Here is a 19,023-nt window from a genome sequence, read left to right on the forward strand (position 1 = left end):
CTTTGGCATTGGCTTGAGATATGAATCGGGGATAAGCTGACCGTTCGATAGCGGTCATAAAGTTGTTGGAGAATTTCGACCAAAGCCAACAACACTCGGTTGTTGAAGGCAGAGTATAGATCATACTCTGTCATTTTGGACTCAGCATCAATCACACCAGATCTATTGCCGATTTATTCATAGCTATAAACAGGTATTTTATGGATCTTGAAGTAAGCGTTCTAATGCTGAATGAGCGACAATTTCTGCGCGTTCGGAAGTAACCTTTTGGTAGCGGAGTGTGGTCTGAAGATTGGTATGTCCCATCAAGGCGCGTAACTCTTCAATCCCCATTAAGCCAACCCGTTCGGTGGCAAAGGTGTGTCTGAGATCGTGCATTCTGATACCGTCGAGTTCTGGTGCGCTCTCAATTAGGCGCGTCCAGTCTCGATGTGCGGTTCGATAACTGAGCCGAGTTACTACCCTAGTTAACGATTGTTGTGCGGTAAATAAAGCTGGATGGTCGCGGTGGCGATAGTATTGGAGATATTTTGTCAGTGCGCTGGCAGCATCTTCACTGTAAAAACACCAGCGAGTTTTATTACCTTTGCCAATCACCTGAAATTTCCGTTCGCTCAGGTGCAGATCTGCTAGGTTTAATGTCAGCAGTTCGGCAATCCTCGCACCTGAGCGATGCAGTAGGTGGACTAGCGCGTTCGTTCGGCAGTGAGGGGTAACTACTTGGTAGAGCTGCGCGATTTGGGCAGGTGATAAGTACCGGATAACCCGATCTGAAAAGTGTTCGTCTCGTTCGGGGTTGGGTTTACGGCGTTGCAGTCGCGCGAGGGGGTTGGCTTTTAAGTAACCTCGATCTACGCCAAAGTTAAACAGGGCTTGGATAATTGCTTGATGTCGTTGATGGGTGGTGTATGCCAGATGGGATAAGCCGTCGAGGTAGGCGGTGAGTATCGAGCGACTCAAGATCTCAATTGGATAACTACCGTATTCAGCTAGCAAGGGTAATAGAGTCAGTTCGTAGGACTGTACGGTACTTTTGGCAAGTCCCTGACGTTCGAGAAATTCAGTGGCTACTGTAGCTAAGGGAGTAGACAAGTGCGATTCGTTCTCTCTAAACTGAGCAATCAGGGGACGAGAGGCTTCTGTAGGGTAATCCATTAGGATTGAGTTCGCACTTTAATCCCTTGCAGATGACAACTATATAACCTTATTGGTGCGTGGGATTATCCTAGAAACCACAAGTCCAATCCTCCAGACGCTGGAGTGAAAACCTATCCCCTATGGTAGCGACTAGCCATCAATCCATAAAGCGGGGGTAAAAACGTAAAGATACTGGTAGCCTAAAACTGGTATCCCGTGAGTAAGTGACTATGGATAACTTCTGCTAAGACACTGTTTGAATCATCGTTACTCCGAACCAGCGAAATAAGGCTATATGCGCTGGAAGTCCCAAAAAGGGCATTAGTAAAGGGTGATATGAGCGTTTTTCTCTGCATATCAAGCGTTACCCGAAAACTCGGTGAAAAGGTGTCATCCTACAGGTCACAAAACAAAGGTTATATGGAACGAAGTAACCCATCAGATTACTCTCCCAGAGGTCGAATGCTGGGAGTAGTCAGCTAAGACGTAACTTCTACCAACTGGTAGGTAGTTGATGGGAGAGATTGTGTAAGAAGCGAATGCCCTTCGTAACGGAAGGGATATGCAGACGTACACACGGTATCACGGAAGGAAAAGCTACAAGTAGTAATTAATATGCTATGAACACGGCAATAAAACCGATGTATGGATGGAACGAGATTGACTGGCGCAAGCTAGACCGTCAAGTTTTTAAGTTACAAAAGCGGATTTTCCAAGCGTCTACTCGTGGCAATGTCAAGCTAGTTCGCAGACTTCAGAAACTTCTGATAAGTTCTTGGTCTACGAGAGCATTAGCAGTCCGCCGAGTCACTCAAGATAATCAAGGTAAAAAGACAGCAGGTGTAGATGGTGTTAAATCACTAACTCCAAAGCAACGTCTCGCCCTTGTTGACAAGATTGAAATTGGCACAAAGGTCAAACCTACCCGCCGAGTTTGGATTCCCAAGCCAGGTACAGATGAGAAAAGACCTTTGGGTATACCAACAATGTACGACCGCGCTCTACAAGCCTTAGTGAAAATGGTTCTCGAACCCGAATGGGAAGCGAAATTTGAACCTAATAGCTATGGCTTTCGACCAGGACGCTCATGTCACGATGCGATTGGAGCAATATTTACGTCCATCAACCAGAAATCAAAATATGTTCTGGATGCCGATATAAGTAAATGCTTTGACCGTATTAACCACGATAAACTTCTATCTAAATTAAATACCTTCCCGACCCTACGAAGACAAATTCGTGCTTGGCTTAAAGCAGGTGTCATGGATGGAAAGAAGTTGTTCCCTACAGATGAAGGCACACCTCAAGGTGGAGTTATCAGTCCTTTGTTGGCTAATATTGCCCTTCATGGATTAGAGGAATTGATTAAGGGATTAGCCCCTAACTTTGATATGAAAGATTATCGTAATCGCCAACTTGGATTACGAGATAAACTCAAATCAATTTCATGTATCAGATATGCAGATGATTTTGTTATTCTTCATGAGAATATCGATATCGTTAATCTGTGTAAGTTAAAAATAGAAGAGTGGTTAAGTGACATTGGGTTGGAATTAAAACCAAGTAAAACCAGATTAGCCCATACCTTAAACGTTTTTGAAGAAGAGAAACCAGGATTCAATTTTCTTGGCTTTCATATTCAACAGTTTCCCGTTGGAAAATATACGTCAGGTAATGGAACTAGTGGAAAATTATTAGGCTTTAAAACTATTATCACACCCAGTATAGAGGGTCAAAAGAGACACTACAGAAAGATAGTAGAGGTAATAAAAAAGCTGCAAGGCGTAAGCCAAGCAACCTTAATTTCTAAACTAAACCCAATTATAAGGGGATGGTGCAATTATTACTCTCACGTAGTCAGCAATGATATTTTTGCAAGACTATGGCATCTGCTAGTGTACAGACTCTTGAAATGGGGGATACACCGACATCGGAATAAAGGTAAAAAGTGGATACGCCTTAAATACTTTAGAACCATCGGAAATGATACCTGGACGTTCGCGACCAATGGAGAAAAACCGAAAGTACTGGTTCAACACAGCGACATAGAAATTAAACGCTATGTCAAAGTCAAAGGTAATGCCTCACCTTACAACGGCGAATGGAAGTATTGGAGTGAAAGATGGGGTAACAATCCTGATAAATCGAAGAGTGTAAAAGTATTACTCAAGAAACAGAAAGGAAAATGTGCCTATTGTAATAACTACTTCAAAGATGGAGATATTCTAGAGACAGACCATATTATTCCGAAATCGAAAGGTGGAACGGATAAATACGAAAATCTGCAACTTCTCCATCGGCACTGTCATGATAAAAAGACTGCTAATGATGGCAGTCTTGGCACTAAATCTAGTTGTAATAGTACTAAGCCGAAGCCACCAGTTATGACAGAATCTTGGTTCTGGCAAGACGACATGTTGGTAACGACGTGTTAATGACAATAACCGTTTTACTGAGGAGCGGAATGATGGGAAACTATCACGTTCCGTTTTGGAGAGCAGTGGAGGGGGTGACTCCTTCACTGACTTTAATTATCCACGGCATGACTAATATCAGCCTTCAAGATGAGCCACCATTCGACAGTGTTATCGATTGCTTAAATGAGCTGATTTTTGACCGCAAGCTCCTGGTCTATAACCTTCCATTAGATCGAGAAGCACTTATATTTACCTTTGGCGATCGTGGCTATGACGTGCCACCGATCGCCGGCGAATGTGTCATGCAATGGTACAGCCAATTTTGCGGCGAGTGGAACGACTATCACGGCGGCTACCGCTGGCAAAAACTACCAGGGGGGGATCATTCAGCCGTCGGGGATTGCAAAGCTACCCTAGAAGTCATCAAAGGTATGGCCGCGAGTCCTTTAGCTATGGGTTTGATGCCGATGGAATCACCAGCGGCTTGAAAACTATGTCGGTCAGTGTCACCCACTGCCAGAGCATGGCGATCGGTGAATATGACCGATATTGTTACCAATCCGAACCAACTGAGGCCACGGCCTGGAGCAAGGGTTTTGCAGGGATATCTGACGTAAATAAGAGGCACCTTTTGTTACATCTTTATCGATCGGTATAAACATAAATAGATAAATAATGAGCGAATTGCAACAGAATATCAGAGATTTTGAGATATTAATGGCTGATGGATCTTCTATTGAAATCCAGATAGGTATTAGACTTGAGGCTGAGAATATAGGGATGCTAGGAAGTAAGAAAGTCAGGTATTTTAGCCCTCATGAACTACTTTCAGATCTACAAGCAGAGTTAACTCGTATACTCGCTGAGACCAAGATAGAACCATCACCAGAGGACTCGATCGATGGGTGAGATCAGAAACACTAATATCGAACACCAGGCTGATTTACTAAAAAGAATTGGCATATCATTGGATGTACTAAATGAGCATAAATTCGATGTGAGAATATCATCTCTAGAGAATAAAGACGGGGTCAGTCTATTGCTAATAATTACAGCCAATGAATGCCTGGAATGATGACAAGGAGATCGCTTGGTTAATACCTGCTAGACAATATTGCCGATATTGTGACAATTTAGCGGTTCATGCTTTCACGATCTATTGTGAAGGAGGGAAGAGAGAAACAGGCTACAAATGCCAGGAATGTCACGATGAAGATATGGAGCAAGCCCGCTTTGAATATAGGGAGAAGAAAGGAGAATGAATCCAAATCATATTCATTACGGCGACTGGACGATCGATTGGGCGTCAGTCGATCCATTAGGTTTTGACTTCTGGGTTGGAAAAGATATTCTCCGACCCCATGACCTCAAAACTGATATATTCAGAGTAAAAGTAGGGTTTTTCCGAGATCCAAATAAAGGGCTTAAAAGCTGCTATCACGTAATCGATCTATGCGTAGAAGAGCAAAGAAGAGTGACTGTAGAACTAGTAGAAAAATATTCTAGGAATCGACATTCAAGGCCATCGATCGCCGAGATAGTTGGAAGGAATCGGGGAAGCACAGAAGAATTATAAATCTAGACATAAGAAAACAGCCACAACTTATCCACCGATCGACAAATTGCAAATATCGAATCTTTCCCCACATTCAAAAATGCAAACCCTAATACCTCAGAACCAAATGTAAATCACTTCAAAACCTACCAAAACAACAAGAGAGGCAGCTCGCAACAGCTACCTCTCTTTCAAACAAATTCTAACAATACTAATGAGTATAACTCAACTAAAACTCAACAGCAAACACCAGGACGAACTAAAAGGATCTGGACTGACAAATTTAAGCAATTTAGCTTACTTCAGTGGCGATCGTGCTTGGGTAAAAGAGCATATCGGCTACAACATGGAGGGATTAGTCATACCCTATCTCGATCCATACGGAAAGCCCTACAAGTGCAGCGATGGTAAAGACTTTTATCGCTTCAAACCCGAATGGGGCAAGCTTCAGAGCGATGACACCCCAAAATATTTAAGCCGTAAAGATGAAGGGTGTCGCCCTTACTTTCCGCAGTCGATCGACTGGGGACAGGTATTTAATTCCCGTAAAATCCCCTTCTACTTTGGTGAAGGTGAGAAGAAAGCCGATCGGATGGCACAGGCCGGATATGCGACGATCGGCATGGCCGGAATATGGGCATGGTTAGACAGCTCACCGCGTGTCGGGGAGGAGGACGTAGAGGTCAGCAGAGTCCTACCAGAATTGCGGCATCTCTCAGAGCTAGGCATTTTCAAAGGTCGAGAGATCTACATCTGTTTTGATTCAGACATCATGCAGAAATGGCAGGTTAAATACGCTCTCAAGGCTTTAGCCAACTGGATCGAAGAGATGGGGGGTTATCCCAAAATTATCCTGTTGCCGACCGAACCCGATCGCCAAAAGAACGGGGCGGACGACTTTATCGTGCGGCACGGAGAAGCGGCATTTGCCGAACTCGTTTATCATGCCATACCCGCATTCTACCGCGACAAAAATGGGCGCAAGAATTTTAACTTACCCGCAACGCCGATGCTCGAAACCAAACTAGCTCTGGTCGAATCAGTTCTAGCCGATCGTTGGAAATATCGCCCCAATTTTGGCTGGTACCAGTGGACGGGAAAATGCTGGCAACTATGCCAAGACGGTCTAAACACCCTCATCAACAGGGATATCTACGCGTTATTTGAGGCGAACAAATGGCAAGGACAAACCCAGTCAGGTATTAGAGATGTACTTGTAAAAATAAGATCTAAGCTAGCTGTAGCCGATGGCTGGAGCCCCCCGAACATTATCGCCTTCAGCAATGGGGTCTTAACTACTACCACCAATAAATTTACCCCACACTCACATCTAAACCTTATCACCTCAGTGCTACCCTACCAATACGCACCAGGGCTAACCTGTAACGAGTGGCTGACATCACTAGGTCAAGCCCTGGGGAATGATGCCGATGCGATCGCGCTAGTGCAAGCGTTTTTTAGATGGGCACTCACTCCCAAACCCGCTGGAAAACTCGCTATCGAGTGTGCGTGGGACTTATTGGGCGAACCAGGTACGGGTAAGGGGACGGTACTCGAAACACTGCGAAATATGGTGGGGAGAGAGAACGCGGGGACATTCCGAGGTAAATCATTCAGCAACCCGAATGTGGCAGCCTCGTTGCTCGATAAGCGGGTTTCGATCTGTTCTGACTCTACAGGGGCACTCGACGATATTGGACTCTACAGCGAAATCGTCTCGAATGAGCCTGTGCTCGTAAGATTCCTCTACAAAGATATTATTAGTACGACCATCAACACCTTCCTAGTCCGTGCTTATAACTCGGTACCACCAACCCCATTCGGCTCACAAGGTCTAGACCGTCGAATTATCGCGCTAGCCTTCAACCATCAGCCGAAAGTCAAAGATATACACTTGCAGAAAAAAATAAATGCCGAATTGCCTGGTATATTTAACTGGGCTTGGAGTATCAGTGAAGCGGAGACGGTGCGGCGGATTGCCACCGCTGGAGAAATTCAAGCAGTTAAGCAAGCTTCGATCAAACGCTTTGAAGCGAATAATCCGTGGTTTGTCTTTCTGCACAAAACCTTCGAGACTGGAGCCATAATTCACCCTAAAACTTTGTATCAACGATACACGGCATGGAGTGAAGAACATGGAGAACACGCACTTGGCTATAAAAATTTCACCCAAGCGATTGCTCCGTTCGGCGTTTACCAAAAAGAAACTAAAATCGCTGGATATTATGATTATGTCATCCCCGCAATGAAGGATTTTGACATCATGGTTCACTTGGGTATCAACCAAGGAAAGCACAAATCGATCGATAACTCCCCTAGTAATTCCCTGCAACGCCCTACCGATTCCCCGCAACTCCCTAGCAACTCCCCTAACGATAATCGAGACGCAGAGCCAGTTATAACAGAAAGAAGGGAGTTAAGGGAGAAAACAGGGGAGAAAGCTACTTTAGAACAATCGCAACTATTCGACCTCGACGAATACGCGCCGATCGACACATCACCCCATCGATCGATCGAATCTGGTGAAACCGGATGGGACGATCTGCCAACACCAAAACCACCCGAAATAGATCGCCAACTGAGCGAGACAGTAATGATCTTCCGCCGGAAGGCGGTCGCCGTCGAATGGGAAAGTCATATTAATATCGCGTTGGGGGTTACGGCCTGGAAACCGAAAAAAGTTGTAGGAGCTGGGAACGTCACTAAGTGGCATGTGAGAATAATTAACCTCACCCAAGAGCAGATCGATCTATTGGCAAAAGTTGACACCAACAGCCCACCAGTTAGGCCGTTACTCTGGACGAGGTAGTTATGACAACTAGAACGCCAAAAGGCTCGATCGCCGTGGTTATCGTGCGGGGTCGAGTAAGGCTGCGATTTCCGCGCACTTGGTATGGTGGCGAACAAAAAATTTTCAGTCTGGGATTGCCAGACAATAAAAATAATCGTCTCTACGCCGAAACCCTAGCCAGGGAAATCGAATGGGATCGGTTAAAAGGGAATTTCGATCCCTCATTTGCAAAATATATTCAAGTCACGTCAGAACCACAGCCATCGCTGACGTTGGCTCAACTTTGGGCTGAATATTGTCAGTACAAAGCCAAAAGCCTAAAACCCGCATCAATGCACTATTTAGTCAATGCGATCGGCGTTCATGTGAACAGGTGCCCTCACCAATCAATCGATAAGGCTTTAGAGGTTAGGACTTGGTTGTTAAAACATACGACAGCCGGAATGACCCGCCGCGTTCTATCCTCACTAGCGACAGTGGCAAAATGGGGTATCAAACATCAGAAGGTATCAACCATCCATAACCCATTCATCGGAATGGCTGAGGAAATTCGGATCGAGAAAGAAGCTACTCAGGCGAACGCTTTCAATGCTGAAGAAAGAGATCGCATCATCGCAGCTTTCGAGCAAAGCCAGAATTATCGGCACTATGCCCCGCTGGTAAAGTTTTGGTTTATGACTGGTTGCAGACCATCAGAAGGCATCGGGCTAGAGTGGGCACAAATCGATCAGGATTGTTCTAAGATTATGTTCGATCGTTCGATCGTCAAAATCGGTAAAACTACCGTCAAGAATCGACTCTCCAAGAACAATCGCAAACGGACATTCCCATGTCAGCAAGCATTGCAAGATTTTTTGTTAGATCGGCGAGCCGGAAGAAAACCCAAAATAGATCTAGTTTTTCCGAGTAAGGAAGGTAGACCGATCGATTACATGAATTTTTCCTGTCGAGCCTGGGATAAAATTGTAGATCCGATTATCGATCGGCCTACAACGCCTTACTCGTGTCGCGATACCTTTATCACCGACCAAATTGGTAAAAACGTATCGCCAGCGATTATCGCCAAGTGGGTAGATAATTCAGTAGAGATGATCGAAAAACATTACCTTGATGTCTCAGCGATAAGCCATATCAAGCCCCTCTGAAACTCATTTACAGTTACTCGAAGACTCATGTCAAAAGTTCAAATTGAGGGTCGATTGACGATCTTCCTCCAGAAATAGATAGTTCAAATACCTAGATATTTATTGATAGGCAATGGTTTGAGAGATCTAAAAGCGAAAGCTTTGTAATCAGCCGGTCGGGGGTTCGAATCCGTCCGCCAGCTTAAATGTACATTCGCGAATTAAATGTCGCTATTCGCAAATTAATATTGTTTTAGACAGATTGGAGGTTCAGATACATCCAATCTGCTTATTCTTGGCGAATTCGCCGATCGATGTCGCTAAATAATAATTCAGCTCCTCTTCGCAACTTTAATGTGGCTCTGATTGGCTGGAATCCTGACTTGATTGGGATGCTAAGTTGGGCGGCTTTGGAGTAAATAGCTTCAATAATAGGTCTGTTGTAGCCCCATCAGGAGTTATGCTTTTGCTGAAAATTTTGATTGAAGCTCATGAGTCAACCCGATCGAGTGCAGACATCTGTTTATGAGTGTTATTTTATACTTTCTAAACATCCTCTAAGCTGACAACTCAACTGGTTCATGAAAACCAAACGATAGTAGTTGAGGATCTGGCGACCGCCGAATGACGCCGCGCCAGCTTCGAGAATATGGTAATTCACCATATTCTCGCTCTCGCCATTAGCAATGCTTTTGTGGAGATGCTCCGCCAACGTGATCAAGATCGTGCTGGTGTTCTTCGTATATATGCTTGTTACCTTTACGGCAACTCGGTCGCACGAAGGCTCGATCGGGAGATGTTATATCCTTGCCCAGTCTACAACCTTCGCTCTGTTGGCCTCAACTTTACATATCCGATCGATTAGCCATCGATTGCTGGTGAAATTGTCAAAGACATCACCACTAATCAGTCCTAACCAACCATTGTCGATCGCTCCAGCAACGCGATCGACACTCATCTGACAATTTAAATGTGAGGATATCGTGAGGTAGCTAGTTATTAGCTTCATAGATATTAGCGGAGACCAAGCATTTGAAGCCGATCTAGGCTGATGTGATTGTACTAGTTGGATTTGAAAATCTCCAAAATGGAGTAGAGAATCGATCGACCATTAGACAGATACTAGTATTAATTAGATCGATTATTCTAAGTATTATTAAGACTCGATCGCTCGGTTAGAGTCGAAATTCACAGTTGAATTTAATTCTGAATTACTCTTCATAAATTATGAACAAGTTAATTTTGCTCTCATTAGTGTGTAGTGGATTTGTAGCGACTATGCCATTCAAGGCCAGCGCTGTAGATTCACAACCAGTCGGACAACTTGCTGGTGGGGAACCAAATCTCAAGATCGCCCAGTATCAGCGCAACGATCGCCGGTTCAATGTTTATTATCGCAATCGGAGCGATCGATCGTGGATTTTGGAAAATTCCTACTACAATCGTCGAGAAGCCGAGCGGGCGGCGCGGCGATTGGAGCGCAGGGGTTATAACACCTACGTCCAATTAAGCCGCGAAGTCAATCGCCGTTTTGGTTAATCTCCCTAAAACGATCGATCGTGTCAATGAGACTTATACCGCTTCGCTCCCACCTGCTGGGGATGAAGCGGACTAATAGCTGCTGCGCTCAGCTTTTTCCCCGCATGGTTAACTCCCAAGATCGATCGGTCGCTAGATCCAAAATTGACTGATGATAATCACTTAAACTTTCGCGGTGACCGACACTCAAAAACGTCATCCCCGAATCGCGGAGCTGTTGATATAACTGTTTTTCATTTTGCGAATCTAGCGCGCTAGTCGCTTCATCTAGAATTGCATAGCGTGGTTTATTAATCAGCAATCGAGCGAAAATCAATCGCTGTTGCTCGCCTAAAGATAACACCTGCGCCCAATTTTGTTCGGTATGAAAGCCGCCATGTTGCTGTTCTAAATTGGGCAAATTGACCTGAATTAAAATGTTGCTCAGATAACTATCCTCAACTTCGGCATCCATATGTGGATATAACATTTGATCGCGTAATGTCCCCAAGACCATGTACGGTCGTTGGGGCAAAAATAGCATTTGTGCCAATGGTGGCCGGATAATCTTGCCCGTACCGGCATCCCACAAACCGACGATCGCGCGTAACAACGAACTCTTGCCACAACCGCTCGGCCCTCTGACCAGTAACCCCTCACCTGGTGATAATTTCACCGATAAATCGGCAATTAAAGTGCGCTCGCGGTTGGGAGTTTGCAGTGTCATGTGCTCTAGTTCTAGTCGCTCTGCTAGTGACGGATCAGTGGCGGCAATCTCTGCTGTTGCGATCGTGGTTTGAACCTCACTGACTGAATCTAAATCTTGGCTGGCAGTCCCTGCGAGAGCTTGCATAAAAGTGTACAACCGCTCGACACCCGCCCCAAAAGTGGTCAAAGATTGAAACCGCGCCACAATCAGATTGAGGGAGAAAAAGATCCGAATGAATGCCCCTTGAGCTTCAGTAACTTTACCGACTTCTAACTCGCCAGCAAAAATCCCTGGTGCGACGACGATCGCGGGCAAAATGAACGGAATAAATTCGTAAGCATTCGTCAGAATATTTAGATTTAATTCCCAAAAAATCAAGCGTTTGAAATTATCAAATACTTCTGCAAATCGACTTTTAATGCGATCGGATTCATAGCCTTCACCCTGATAAAAGGCGATCGCTTCGGCATTTTCCCGCACGCGGACTAAACTAAAGCGAAAGTCTGCTTCGGTCTTCAGCCGCTCGAAACTGAGTCGCATCAGTGGCTGACCGAAAATCCCGATCGTCGTCAGCGTACCGACTAAGGCATAGACGACCAAAAATAAGATCAGGGGCGGCGAAATCCCCCATAGCACGCTGGTAAACGCCGCGATCGCCAGAATGGAATCGACAACGGCGAGTAGCAGCGTCAGCGACTCCTGGGTAAAGCTTTTAACATCTTCGGCAATTCGTTGGTCGGGGTTGTCGATATTCGCGGCGGCGTAGTTGAGATTGTAAAATGCGCGATGCTGAAAATAGCGATCGAGAAACGAATTGGTCAACCACTGTCGCCACTCCACGCTTAATCGATCGCGTAAATAGACATAGCCAGCAAACAGGGGTGCATAGACTACCAATGTCCCCGCAAACACCACAATCGTCTGCCAAAATCTGGCTTCATCGCGCGCCGATAGTGCCGAGATCAATACGCCGCGCTTGTTATTGAGCAGTACGCTCAATCCGGTATAACCCAATGACAACAGGATGACCGCTAGTAATAAACCCCGTGCGCGCCACTTATCCTCGCTCGACCAGTATGATTTGGCGATCGCCCAAAATTGTTTAAAGACGGTGAGATTAAATCTTTGCATTGCTGTTGTGATATGCCGCTAGAACTGGTTATTACACAAAAACGCTGCTTTTAACAAGCTCAATGCTCACTATTGACAATTTTCTGAAGCCATAGTTTCAGTGCGACATCCTAATTTCCATAAGGACGCGGGAACGGTTTCAACATGGTTTGGGCTTGATAAACGCTAAAAGTTTGGACTATTTCCCCACCTCTGCGGATCGGAATTTCACCTAATTTTGTCAACTTTTTAAAATAACTTGGATAGCGTTTTTGGGCATCGAGATCGACTTCAAAAGTTTTGCTACCCAGATAGATCGCATTTTTGCGGACCCATTGCTTAGGTTGCGACCAAAAGGCAAAGCCGCGCGGGTCGGGATCGAAACAAGTCAGCGGCTTGTGAAATACCGGCTCGATCGCCATACCAATCTGGCCGCCTAAATAATAGCGATTAGTAAATACAAAATCGGCTTTTTTCAAAGCTGTATTTAACTTATTATTACTCACAAATCCTTGGCGAAGCTGTTGGATATCAAACAGTTGAGTCGAAGTATCAGTCGCGATCGGCAGTGGGAGTATTCCCAATAATGACGGTTTACCAGTTGTTTGAAAGGCACCAAAAGCAATATGGGATAAGCCGATCGACATCAATAAAATAATGACCCCCACCGAACCAAAAAACCAGCGATAGGGAATGCGTACTTGGGAATAGCGACGATTAATGGCAACCCGTTCGGCTAGCAACATCGTTGCCGACCAATATCCAGGCATTTTCCAGGCTGGTAAAATTTGTTGATAGCCAGAAATAATTGTGAACCCCAGGATCAGCGGCAATGACAACCACATTAATAATGCTCTTTTTTCTAAATCCCAATCATTTCGCAATGCTCGACTATGGGCAGATTGTTGCCATTTTAAATTCCGAACTTGTTGAATCGTCGTCCGAATCACCGACCATAATAGGGGAAAGCCAAAAGTCGGAAATAAAAACAGCATTTCTACTAATAATGTCGTGAGTACCCGCTCAAATTGATAACTACTATTCGGCACTGCCCGTTCTGATTGAAACCGAAATGATGCCCAATCATGCTCGATATTCCAATACAATACGGGTGAAATTGTGAGTAGGAAAATGGGGATGCCGAATAAGAACCACTTAGATCGCAGCGCGCTGCGATAATTTGGCTCGAATAGACAAAATCCAATTAAACCTAAGCCCAAAATAAAGCCATGATATTTACCCAAACAAGCTAAACCGACTGTCAAACACAATAACGTCAGTCGAAAACTAGGGCGATACACCCGATAATTAAAGAATTCCTGGGTCGCCAACCATAAGGACATCGCCCAAAAAAATAATAGTGGCGTATCTGGCACATTTAAAGTACCAAATGCCAACTGAAAAATCGGCACTGCCGAAGCGATCGCCAGGGTATTAATCGCGATCTGCAACGTGTACAAGCGGAGCGCGGCTAGATATAAAAAGATTAATGAGCCAGTGTAGAACAGTAATGTCCCGATCCGAATCGTGAACCCAGAGACATGCCCTGTCAACCATACCCCAATGCCAGTGGTCAACGCGACTAGCGGCGGATGATCGAAATAACTCCAGTCGGGATGCAGCGTGTAGAGATAATAGTAGGCTTCATCAAATCCAGGATTCAGCCAGATCGAGATAACCAATCTCACTAAGAAGCCAACTAGTAAGATAATTATCGCCGATCGATGATAATAAGCCGAAACACCTTGATAAATTTGGAGCGTCATGAATACCTAGCACAGTTAACAGTTGACAGTTTCACGGTGGTGACGATCGTCGATCGAGACAATGGGGCGGAGGCACAGAGCGTACGTAGGGCACTTAGATAGAAATTTTACCGCGTTTGTGGGGGTTAGGATCGGTTTGATGGTGTTGGGAGCGGGGAGCAGGGAGTTGGGAGTTATTTATTTGGAGCGGCAATGGTTACCAAATAATGCGAGCGAGCGGACGTTAGTAATTTCGAGCTGCCAAATTTTGAGTATGGATGGGCAGTGCTCGATCGCTGGCGCGTGGGTACTCTAACTAATATCAACGACCGATTTCGATCGCCATCCTCATGCTCAATCGTGCGACAACCTGGCTGGAAAAAAATTGGGTAACTCCTGCCTATGGTGGCTGGTTGCTAGGAGTCTTGACAATTTGCTTTTTTGGGGCGGCCACGAATACGATGGCTGGCTGGCTCTATGTCTTGAGTGGCATTGGTGTCGCTTTACTCAGTGTCGGCGCAATTCTCCCCCTGCGATCGCTCCGCTCGCTCACCATCGAGCGCGAACCGATTTTACCAGTTACGGCTGGCACCGAGTTAGAGATTGCCCTGACGATTTCCAATCCCACCCCGCAGGTGCAAACTTTATTTCAAGTCCGAGATCTCACTAGCTTCGACGAACGCAATCTGCCAACAGTATCGATCGAGCAGATCCTACCCCAAAATCATTATAAATGGATTTATCGACAGCCGACCGCCCGCCGAGGGGTGTATCAATGGGAAAAAGTCGCCCTGCATAGTGGTGCGCCGCTCGGTCTGTTTTGGTGTCGGCGCGATCGACTGGCGACGGCGATCGCCTATGTCTATCCACCCGCACTCAAACTCGATCGCTGTCCGCTCATCGACGGGATGGGTAGCCCTGATCGCCAAAATCGGCAGTTTGCCGATCGACGGCTCGAAGCTGCGAATGAAGGCGTGACTCGATCATTGCGTCCTTACCGTTATGGCGATCCGATCCGATCGATCCATTGGCGCACTAGTGCGCGGTATGGCAACTTTCAGGTGCGCGAACTGGAAATCGATCGGGGCGGCCAAGATCTAGCCATCTATCTCGATAGTAGTGCTACTTGGGATGCTGCCGATTTTGAACAGGCCGTAATTGCCGCCTGTTCGCTGTATTTTTATGCCGACGCTCGGCTGAACGTGCAACTCTGGACGGCCAGAACTGGCTTGATTTCTGGTACGCGCCAGGTTTTAGAAACCCTCGCCGCCGTCCAAATGGGCGAACTGACAACTAGCGAAATCCCCTCTATCCCTGTAGTCTGTCTCACGAGTCGATCGACACAGATCGCCACTCTCCCCCCTGGCAGTCGGTGGCTGTTGTGGAGTCCCGATCTTGAGATCGCCCCAACCGGAGTGACTGGCATCGCGATCGATCCCAGTCGCTCTCTACAACAACAGCTCAGTAGCCAAGATCTAGCCAGCAATCGATCGATACCCGCCGTTCGATCGCCATTAGCTCAAAATCCCCAACTGAATTAACCCTCAACTGTCAATCGATTTATCATGCGCCAACCTTCAGGGAGTAAAATTCAACTGACCAGTAAAGCCGATCGACTAGAACTGAAGATCCCGGCACGATTTCGACCCGATCGCGCTGCGATCCATCAACTCGGACTGGCTGGGATGATCGATACCCTCGTCCTCGGCCTGATCTCCTTGAGCATCTATATCTCGATCCCACTGACCGTGGCGACAACGGAGGTAGCGGTCAAAGTGGGGTTGAGCGTGGCATTATTATTTGTACTCCCTTTGACCCTCTGGTTGCTCAAAAGCGGACTCCACTTATCTTTCGATCTCGCCGATAAATTTCTCTCGCACACGCTCATCAAGATCGATCGCCAGCAATTTACCCTCTCCCAACATCTCTACGGACTCGATCGCGGTCGCCCTAAGCACCTGAAAACCAACGAGATCAGTCAAGCGATCGTCGATAAATATCAACATGGAGATCTCAAAACCCCCAAAGTCAGCCTGCTCTTAGAACTCCGCCAGACCGATCCAGTCCGCATCCTCAGCACCGGCCAAGATCTCACCGAACGCGAAATCAAATGGCTGGCACGCGAAATCAGCAACTGGCTAGGAGTAAATCTCATTACTGACTCGATCGATTTCAATAATTGATAATTGATAGTTGATAGTTGATAGAGTGGTAAGTTGGGTTGAGCATCGAAACCCAACACACTCAACCCACAGACCGATTCCCATTGCGAAGCTAATGCGTAGCGCGTCAAGCTGCCAACAGACCAACCCTTGTGCAGGGGAGTTTGAGGGGGCGGCGACCCAAATCACGCGGAGGTTCCCTCCGCATGTGTTTGGGTCAAGACGCACTCCGCTCCTCAACGGGGGGACTGGGGGTCGGAACCCCCAGATTCGGGTTTTGTCCACACAAATAAAATTCGCAACCCACAAGTATACGTCGCCTACCGATTGGCTACTCACCAGCATTTAGCGACGATCCTTAACCCGTTGGCGTAGCCTCTCCGTAAGGAGACACTGACGTTACAGAGGTATCCCCAGCAACGAGCGATCGCCAGCCACAACAGCCCCGATCGCGTACGCCTCAATCTGCTGCGCCTTAAAAAACGCGATCGAGTCACTCACGGCTGTCGCTGGCACAATTACCACATAGCCAATCCCCATATTAAAAGTATTAAACATATCCACCGGAGCCACATTTCCGGCCGCCGCCAGCCATTCAAACGCGGGCGGAATCTGCCAACTCTGGAGATCGATTTGAATGGAATGACCCGCACCCAAACAGCGCGGTAAATTTTCTGGTAACCCACCACCCGTAATATGAGCCATCCCCCGAATCGGTAATTGCTGAGCGATCGCCGCTAAAATCGGCCGCACATATATTTGAGTAGGCGTTAGGTAAACTTGCCCTAGATTTTTCCCTGCCAGCCGACTGGGCGTATCCTCCCACCCATAACCGCCATCGCTGATGATTTTCCGTACCAGACTGTAGCCATTACTATGAATGCCACTACTGGCTAGACCGATCGCCACATCGCCGATTTCGATCTGGGAGCCATCGATCAACTTGCTCTTTTCGGCAATTCCCACCGCAAATCCGGCCAGATCGTACTCACCCGACTGATAAAATCCCGGCATCTCGGCCGTTTCGCCACCAAGCAGCGCGCAGCCAGCTTGCCGACAACCATCGGCAATCCCAGCTACTACCTGAGTCAATTGCGTTGAATTGAGTTTGCCAGTTGCCAAATAATCCAGAAAATAGAGGGGTTCGGCACCGCAAGTCAGAATATCATTGACGCACATCGCGACTAAATCGATCCCGATCGAAGCGTGATTATCTAATTCTTGGGCGATTTTGAGCTTGGTGCCGACCCCATCTGTCCCCGAAACTAGCACTGGTTGCTGGTAGCCTGCTGGCAATTCAAACCAGCCACTAAAGCCACCTAAACCGCCCAAAACTCCCTGACGATGCGTGCTGTGGACGAGGTTTTTGATGTTTTCGACAAACGCTCTCCCCGCCACTACATCTACACCTGCTTGTTGATAATCCATAGCTCTCCCGTACGCGATCGGCACAGGTATTCTACAGCGATCGCTCTCCACACCGCAAATTCACTAGTGTTGGTGAGTTCGGTCGTTGGCGGAGCCGCTCAGCATGAGCATCGGGATCGAGGTCAAATCTGCGGTTGCCGATCCCTCATCGCCACTGGCGGATGAAAAATTGGGTGGGCGCTGCGATCGAAATCTAAATTTTTGCTTTAAGCAAGAGCGATCGAGTCGCTCCAAAATTCAGTAAATTTCTTTCAAAAAATAAGCATTTTTTTATACCTGTCAACCCACGTATTGTTAAAAACACATTTGAATATTTTATACAAAGAAATGTAACACATTGGTTTTGCTGATTAAAAATTTTCGGGATCGCATTGCTCAAAGCTGGGGTTGGTGGGGATCGCTCGGATTTATCGCAGTCGATCGGCACTTTTTTATACACACGAAATCTGATTTGTCAATGATTTTAACCAACTTTTTTGCCAAAAAACTCGTGTTATGGTAGACCCATCGTTCCTCACACCGAGGTGAACACGGTACAAGTATGAACTGGCAATCGGTCATTTTGTTCCCCGTATCCGGGAAGACCGAGCTTCAGTCTCAAAGATAAAAACGTTTCACAATAGGCAAAATGAATTACCAAACTTTGACTGGATTAACTGCTCTCGTAGCCACGCTAACTGTATCTACAGCCGCCTCTGCTACACCATCAGTCAACTCCACTCAACCCGCTGTTTCCGTCCGCTCGACCCAATTAATCGCCCAAACTGTCGGCCAAGCTTCCTTCTATGGCAATGAACCAGGTGAAGGCGGCCCATTAACTGCCAATGGCGAAAGATACAATCCAGGTGGCTACACCGCAGCTCACAAAACCCTGCCTTTCGGTACCCGAGTCCGCGTTACCAGTCCGAACACCGGACGCTCGGTAGTTGTCAGAATCAACGATCGCGGTCCTTTTGTTGGCAATAGAATCATCGATCTGTCCGTGGGTGCGGCTAGAGCGATCGGTCTGACCAATACTGGTGTCGGTACCGTCCAAATGGAAGTGATCGGTGGTGGCGAACGTCGTCAGGGTCGTCGCAATCGCTAAGAGCTAGTAGGCTCCTAACTGGGGTAATGTTTGTAGATCTAGAAATTTGGTCGTGACTCGAACTACGCACTTTACCTCAAGATCGGGAACTTAATCTAGCTATTCATAATTTTATTAATTAGGCATCATCTATTATTTGCAGGCTATGAGATAGGTGGTTGAGGGAATTGGGATGGGCAGGTGTTTTTTGCTTTTGGTGGGTGTTTTTTTGATTGTTTTGTATATTTATGTAGTTGTAGT

The 19,023-nt window shown here is 46.5% G+C and carries 13 protein-coding genes; 8 read left to right on the forward strand and 5 right to left on the reverse strand.

The annotated features are described in order from the left end of the window. Positions 1 to 198: 198 nt before the first annotated feature. Positions 199 to 1,092 carry a tyrosine-type recombinase/integrase gene (locus RMO27_RS11520; RefSeq protein WP_309732532.1) on the reverse strand — a complete coding sequence of 298 codons (894 nt, stop codon included), beginning with the start codon at positions 1,090 to 1,092 and terminating at the stop codon, positions 199 to 201. Between the two features lie 665 nt (positions 1,093 to 1,757). Between RMO27_RS11520 and ltrA the strand changes: the two genes are divergently transcribed. The 4 genes from ltrA (at position 1,758) to RMO27_RS11540 (ending at position 9,045) form a co-directional block, all read left to right on the forward strand. Further along, positions 1,758 to 3,572, forward strand: a complete 1,815-nt coding sequence (gene ltrA, locus RMO27_RS11525) for a group II intron reverse transcriptase/maturase (protein ID WP_309732514.1) — start codon at positions 1,758 to 1,760, stop codon at positions 3,570 to 3,572. 32 nt (positions 3,573 to 3,604) lie between these two features. Next, positions 3,605 to 4,042 carry a hypothetical protein gene (locus tag RMO27_RS11530; protein ID WP_309732516.1) on the forward strand — a complete coding sequence of 146 codons (438 nt, stop codon included), beginning with the start codon at positions 3,605 to 3,607 and terminating at the stop codon, positions 4,040 to 4,042. 1,281 nt (positions 4,043 to 5,323) lie between these two features. Then, positions 5,324 to 7,918: a phage/plasmid primase, P4 family gene (locus RMO27_RS11535; RefSeq protein WP_309732518.1), complete on the forward strand. Its 2,595-nt coding sequence runs from the start codon at positions 5,324 to 5,326 to the stop codon at positions 7,916 to 7,918. A gap of 2 nt (positions 7,919 to 7,920) precedes the next feature. Continuing rightward, positions 7,921 to 9,045, forward strand: coding sequence for a tyrosine-type recombinase/integrase (locus tag RMO27_RS11540; protein ID WP_309732519.1), 1,125 nt, complete (start codon positions 7,921 to 7,923; stop codon positions 9,043 to 9,045). Positions 9,046 to 9,823: 778 nt separating this feature from the next. Here RMO27_RS11540 and RMO27_RS11545 read toward each other — a convergent pair. Then, positions 9,824 to 10,033 (reverse strand): hypothetical protein, encoded by a 210-nt coding sequence (locus tag RMO27_RS11545; protein WP_309732521.1) that lies wholly within the window; start codon positions 10,031 to 10,033, stop codon positions 9,824 to 9,826. A gap of 218 nt (positions 10,034 to 10,251) precedes the next feature. Here RMO27_RS11545 and RMO27_RS11550 point away from each other — a divergent pair, with 218 nt between their 5' ends. Continuing rightward, complete coding sequence (locus RMO27_RS11550; protein ID WP_309732523.1) at positions 10,252 to 10,563, forward strand: hypothetical protein; 312 nt, start codon at positions 10,252 to 10,254, stop codon at positions 10,561 to 10,563. A gap of 88 nt (positions 10,564 to 10,651) precedes the next feature. On the opposite strand, the gene RMO27_RS11555 is transcribed toward RMO27_RS11550, so the two are convergent. Together RMO27_RS11555 and RMO27_RS11560 are read right to left on the reverse strand one after the other, a co-directional pair. Next, positions 10,652 to 12,382: an ABC transporter ATP-binding protein/permease gene (locus tag RMO27_RS11555; protein WP_309732524.1), complete on the reverse strand. Its 1,731-nt coding sequence runs from the start codon at positions 12,380 to 12,382 to the stop codon at positions 10,652 to 10,654. 110 nt (positions 12,383 to 12,492) lie between these two features. Beyond that, complete coding sequence (locus RMO27_RS11560; RefSeq protein WP_309732526.1) at positions 12,493 to 14,127, reverse strand: glycosyltransferase family 39 protein; 1,635 nt, start codon at positions 14,125 to 14,127, stop codon at positions 12,493 to 12,495. A gap of 329 nt (positions 14,128 to 14,456) precedes the next feature. On the opposite strand from RMO27_RS11560, the gene RMO27_RS11565 reads away from it, so the two are divergent. Both RMO27_RS11565 and RMO27_RS11570 read left to right on the forward strand, forming a co-directional pair. Further along, positions 14,457 to 15,647 carry a DUF58 domain-containing protein gene (locus tag RMO27_RS11565; protein ID WP_309732528.1) on the forward strand — a complete coding sequence of 397 codons (1,191 nt, stop codon included), beginning with the start codon at positions 14,457 to 14,459 and terminating at the stop codon, positions 15,645 to 15,647. Positions 15,648 to 15,671: 24 nt separating this feature from the next. Further along, positions 15,672 to 16,289 (forward strand): hypothetical protein, encoded by a 618-nt coding sequence (locus tag RMO27_RS11570; protein WP_309732530.1) that lies wholly within the window; start codon positions 15,672 to 15,674, stop codon positions 16,287 to 16,289. Between the two features lie 378 nt (positions 16,290 to 16,667). Here RMO27_RS11570 and purM read toward each other — a convergent pair whose 3' ends face one another. After that, the gene (purM, locus tag RMO27_RS11575; protein ID WP_309732531.1) at positions 16,668 to 17,696 is read right to left on the reverse strand and encodes a phosphoribosylformylglycinamidine cyclo-ligase; all 1,029 of its coding nucleotides are present in this window, start codon (positions 17,694 to 17,696) and stop codon (positions 16,668 to 16,670) included. A gap of 628 nt (positions 17,697 to 18,324) precedes the next feature. Here purM and RMO27_RS11580 point away from each other — a divergent pair. Then, positions 18,325 to 18,783 (forward strand): septal ring lytic transglycosylase RlpA family protein, encoded by a 459-nt coding sequence (locus tag RMO27_RS11580; protein WP_396133673.1) that lies wholly within the window; start codon positions 18,325 to 18,327, stop codon positions 18,781 to 18,783. Positions 18,784 to 19,023 lie beyond the last annotated feature (240 nt).

Source organism: Chamaesiphon sp. OTE_75_metabat_556 (assembly GCF_031378165.1).
Lineage (GTDB): Bacteria > Cyanobacteriota > Cyanobacteriia > Cyanobacteriales > Chamaesiphonaceae > Chamaesiphon.

Coding starts and splice junctions, on each gene's coding strand:
- RMO27_RS11560 (WP_309732526.1), bottom strand. CDS start 14,127: ATGACGCTCCAAATTTATCAAGGTGTTTCGGCTTATTATCATCGATCG.
- RMO27_RS11540 (WP_309732519.1), top strand. CDS start 7,921: ATGACAACTAGAACGCCAAAAGGCTCGATCGCCGTGGTTATCGTGCGG.
- RMO27_RS11565 (WP_309732528.1), top strand. CDS start 14,457: ATGCTCAATCGTGCGACAACCTGGCTGGAAAAAAATTGGGTAACTCCT.
- RMO27_RS11545 (WP_309732521.1), bottom strand. CDS start 10,033: ATGAAGCTAATAACTAGCTACCTCACGATATCCTCACATTTAAATTGT.
- RMO27_RS11555 (WP_309732524.1), bottom strand. CDS start 12,382: ATGCAAAGATTTAATCTCACCGTCTTTAAACAATTTTGGGCGATCGCC.
- RMO27_RS11530 (WP_309732516.1), top strand. CDS start 3,605: ATGGGAAACTATCACGTTCCGTTTTGGAGAGCAGTGGAGGGGGTGACT.
- RMO27_RS11580 (WP_396133673.1), top strand. CDS start 18,325: ATGAATTACCAAACTTTGACTGGATTAACTGCTCTCGTAGCCACGCTA.
- RMO27_RS11570 (WP_309732530.1), top strand. CDS start 15,672: ATGCGCCAACCTTCAGGGAGTAAAATTCAACTGACCAGTAAAGCCGAT.
- RMO27_RS11550 (WP_309732523.1), top strand. CDS start 10,252: ATGAACAAGTTAATTTTGCTCTCATTAGTGTGTAGTGGATTTGTAGCG.
- purM (WP_309732531.1), bottom strand. CDS start 17,696: ATGGATTATCAACAAGCAGGTGTAGATGTAGTGGCGGGGAGAGCGTTT.
- RMO27_RS11535 (WP_309732518.1), top strand. CDS start 5,324: ATGAGTATAACTCAACTAAAACTCAACAGCAAACACCAGGACGAACTA.
- ltrA (WP_309732514.1), top strand. CDS start 1,758: ATGAACACGGCAATAAAACCGATGTATGGATGGAACGAGATTGACTGG.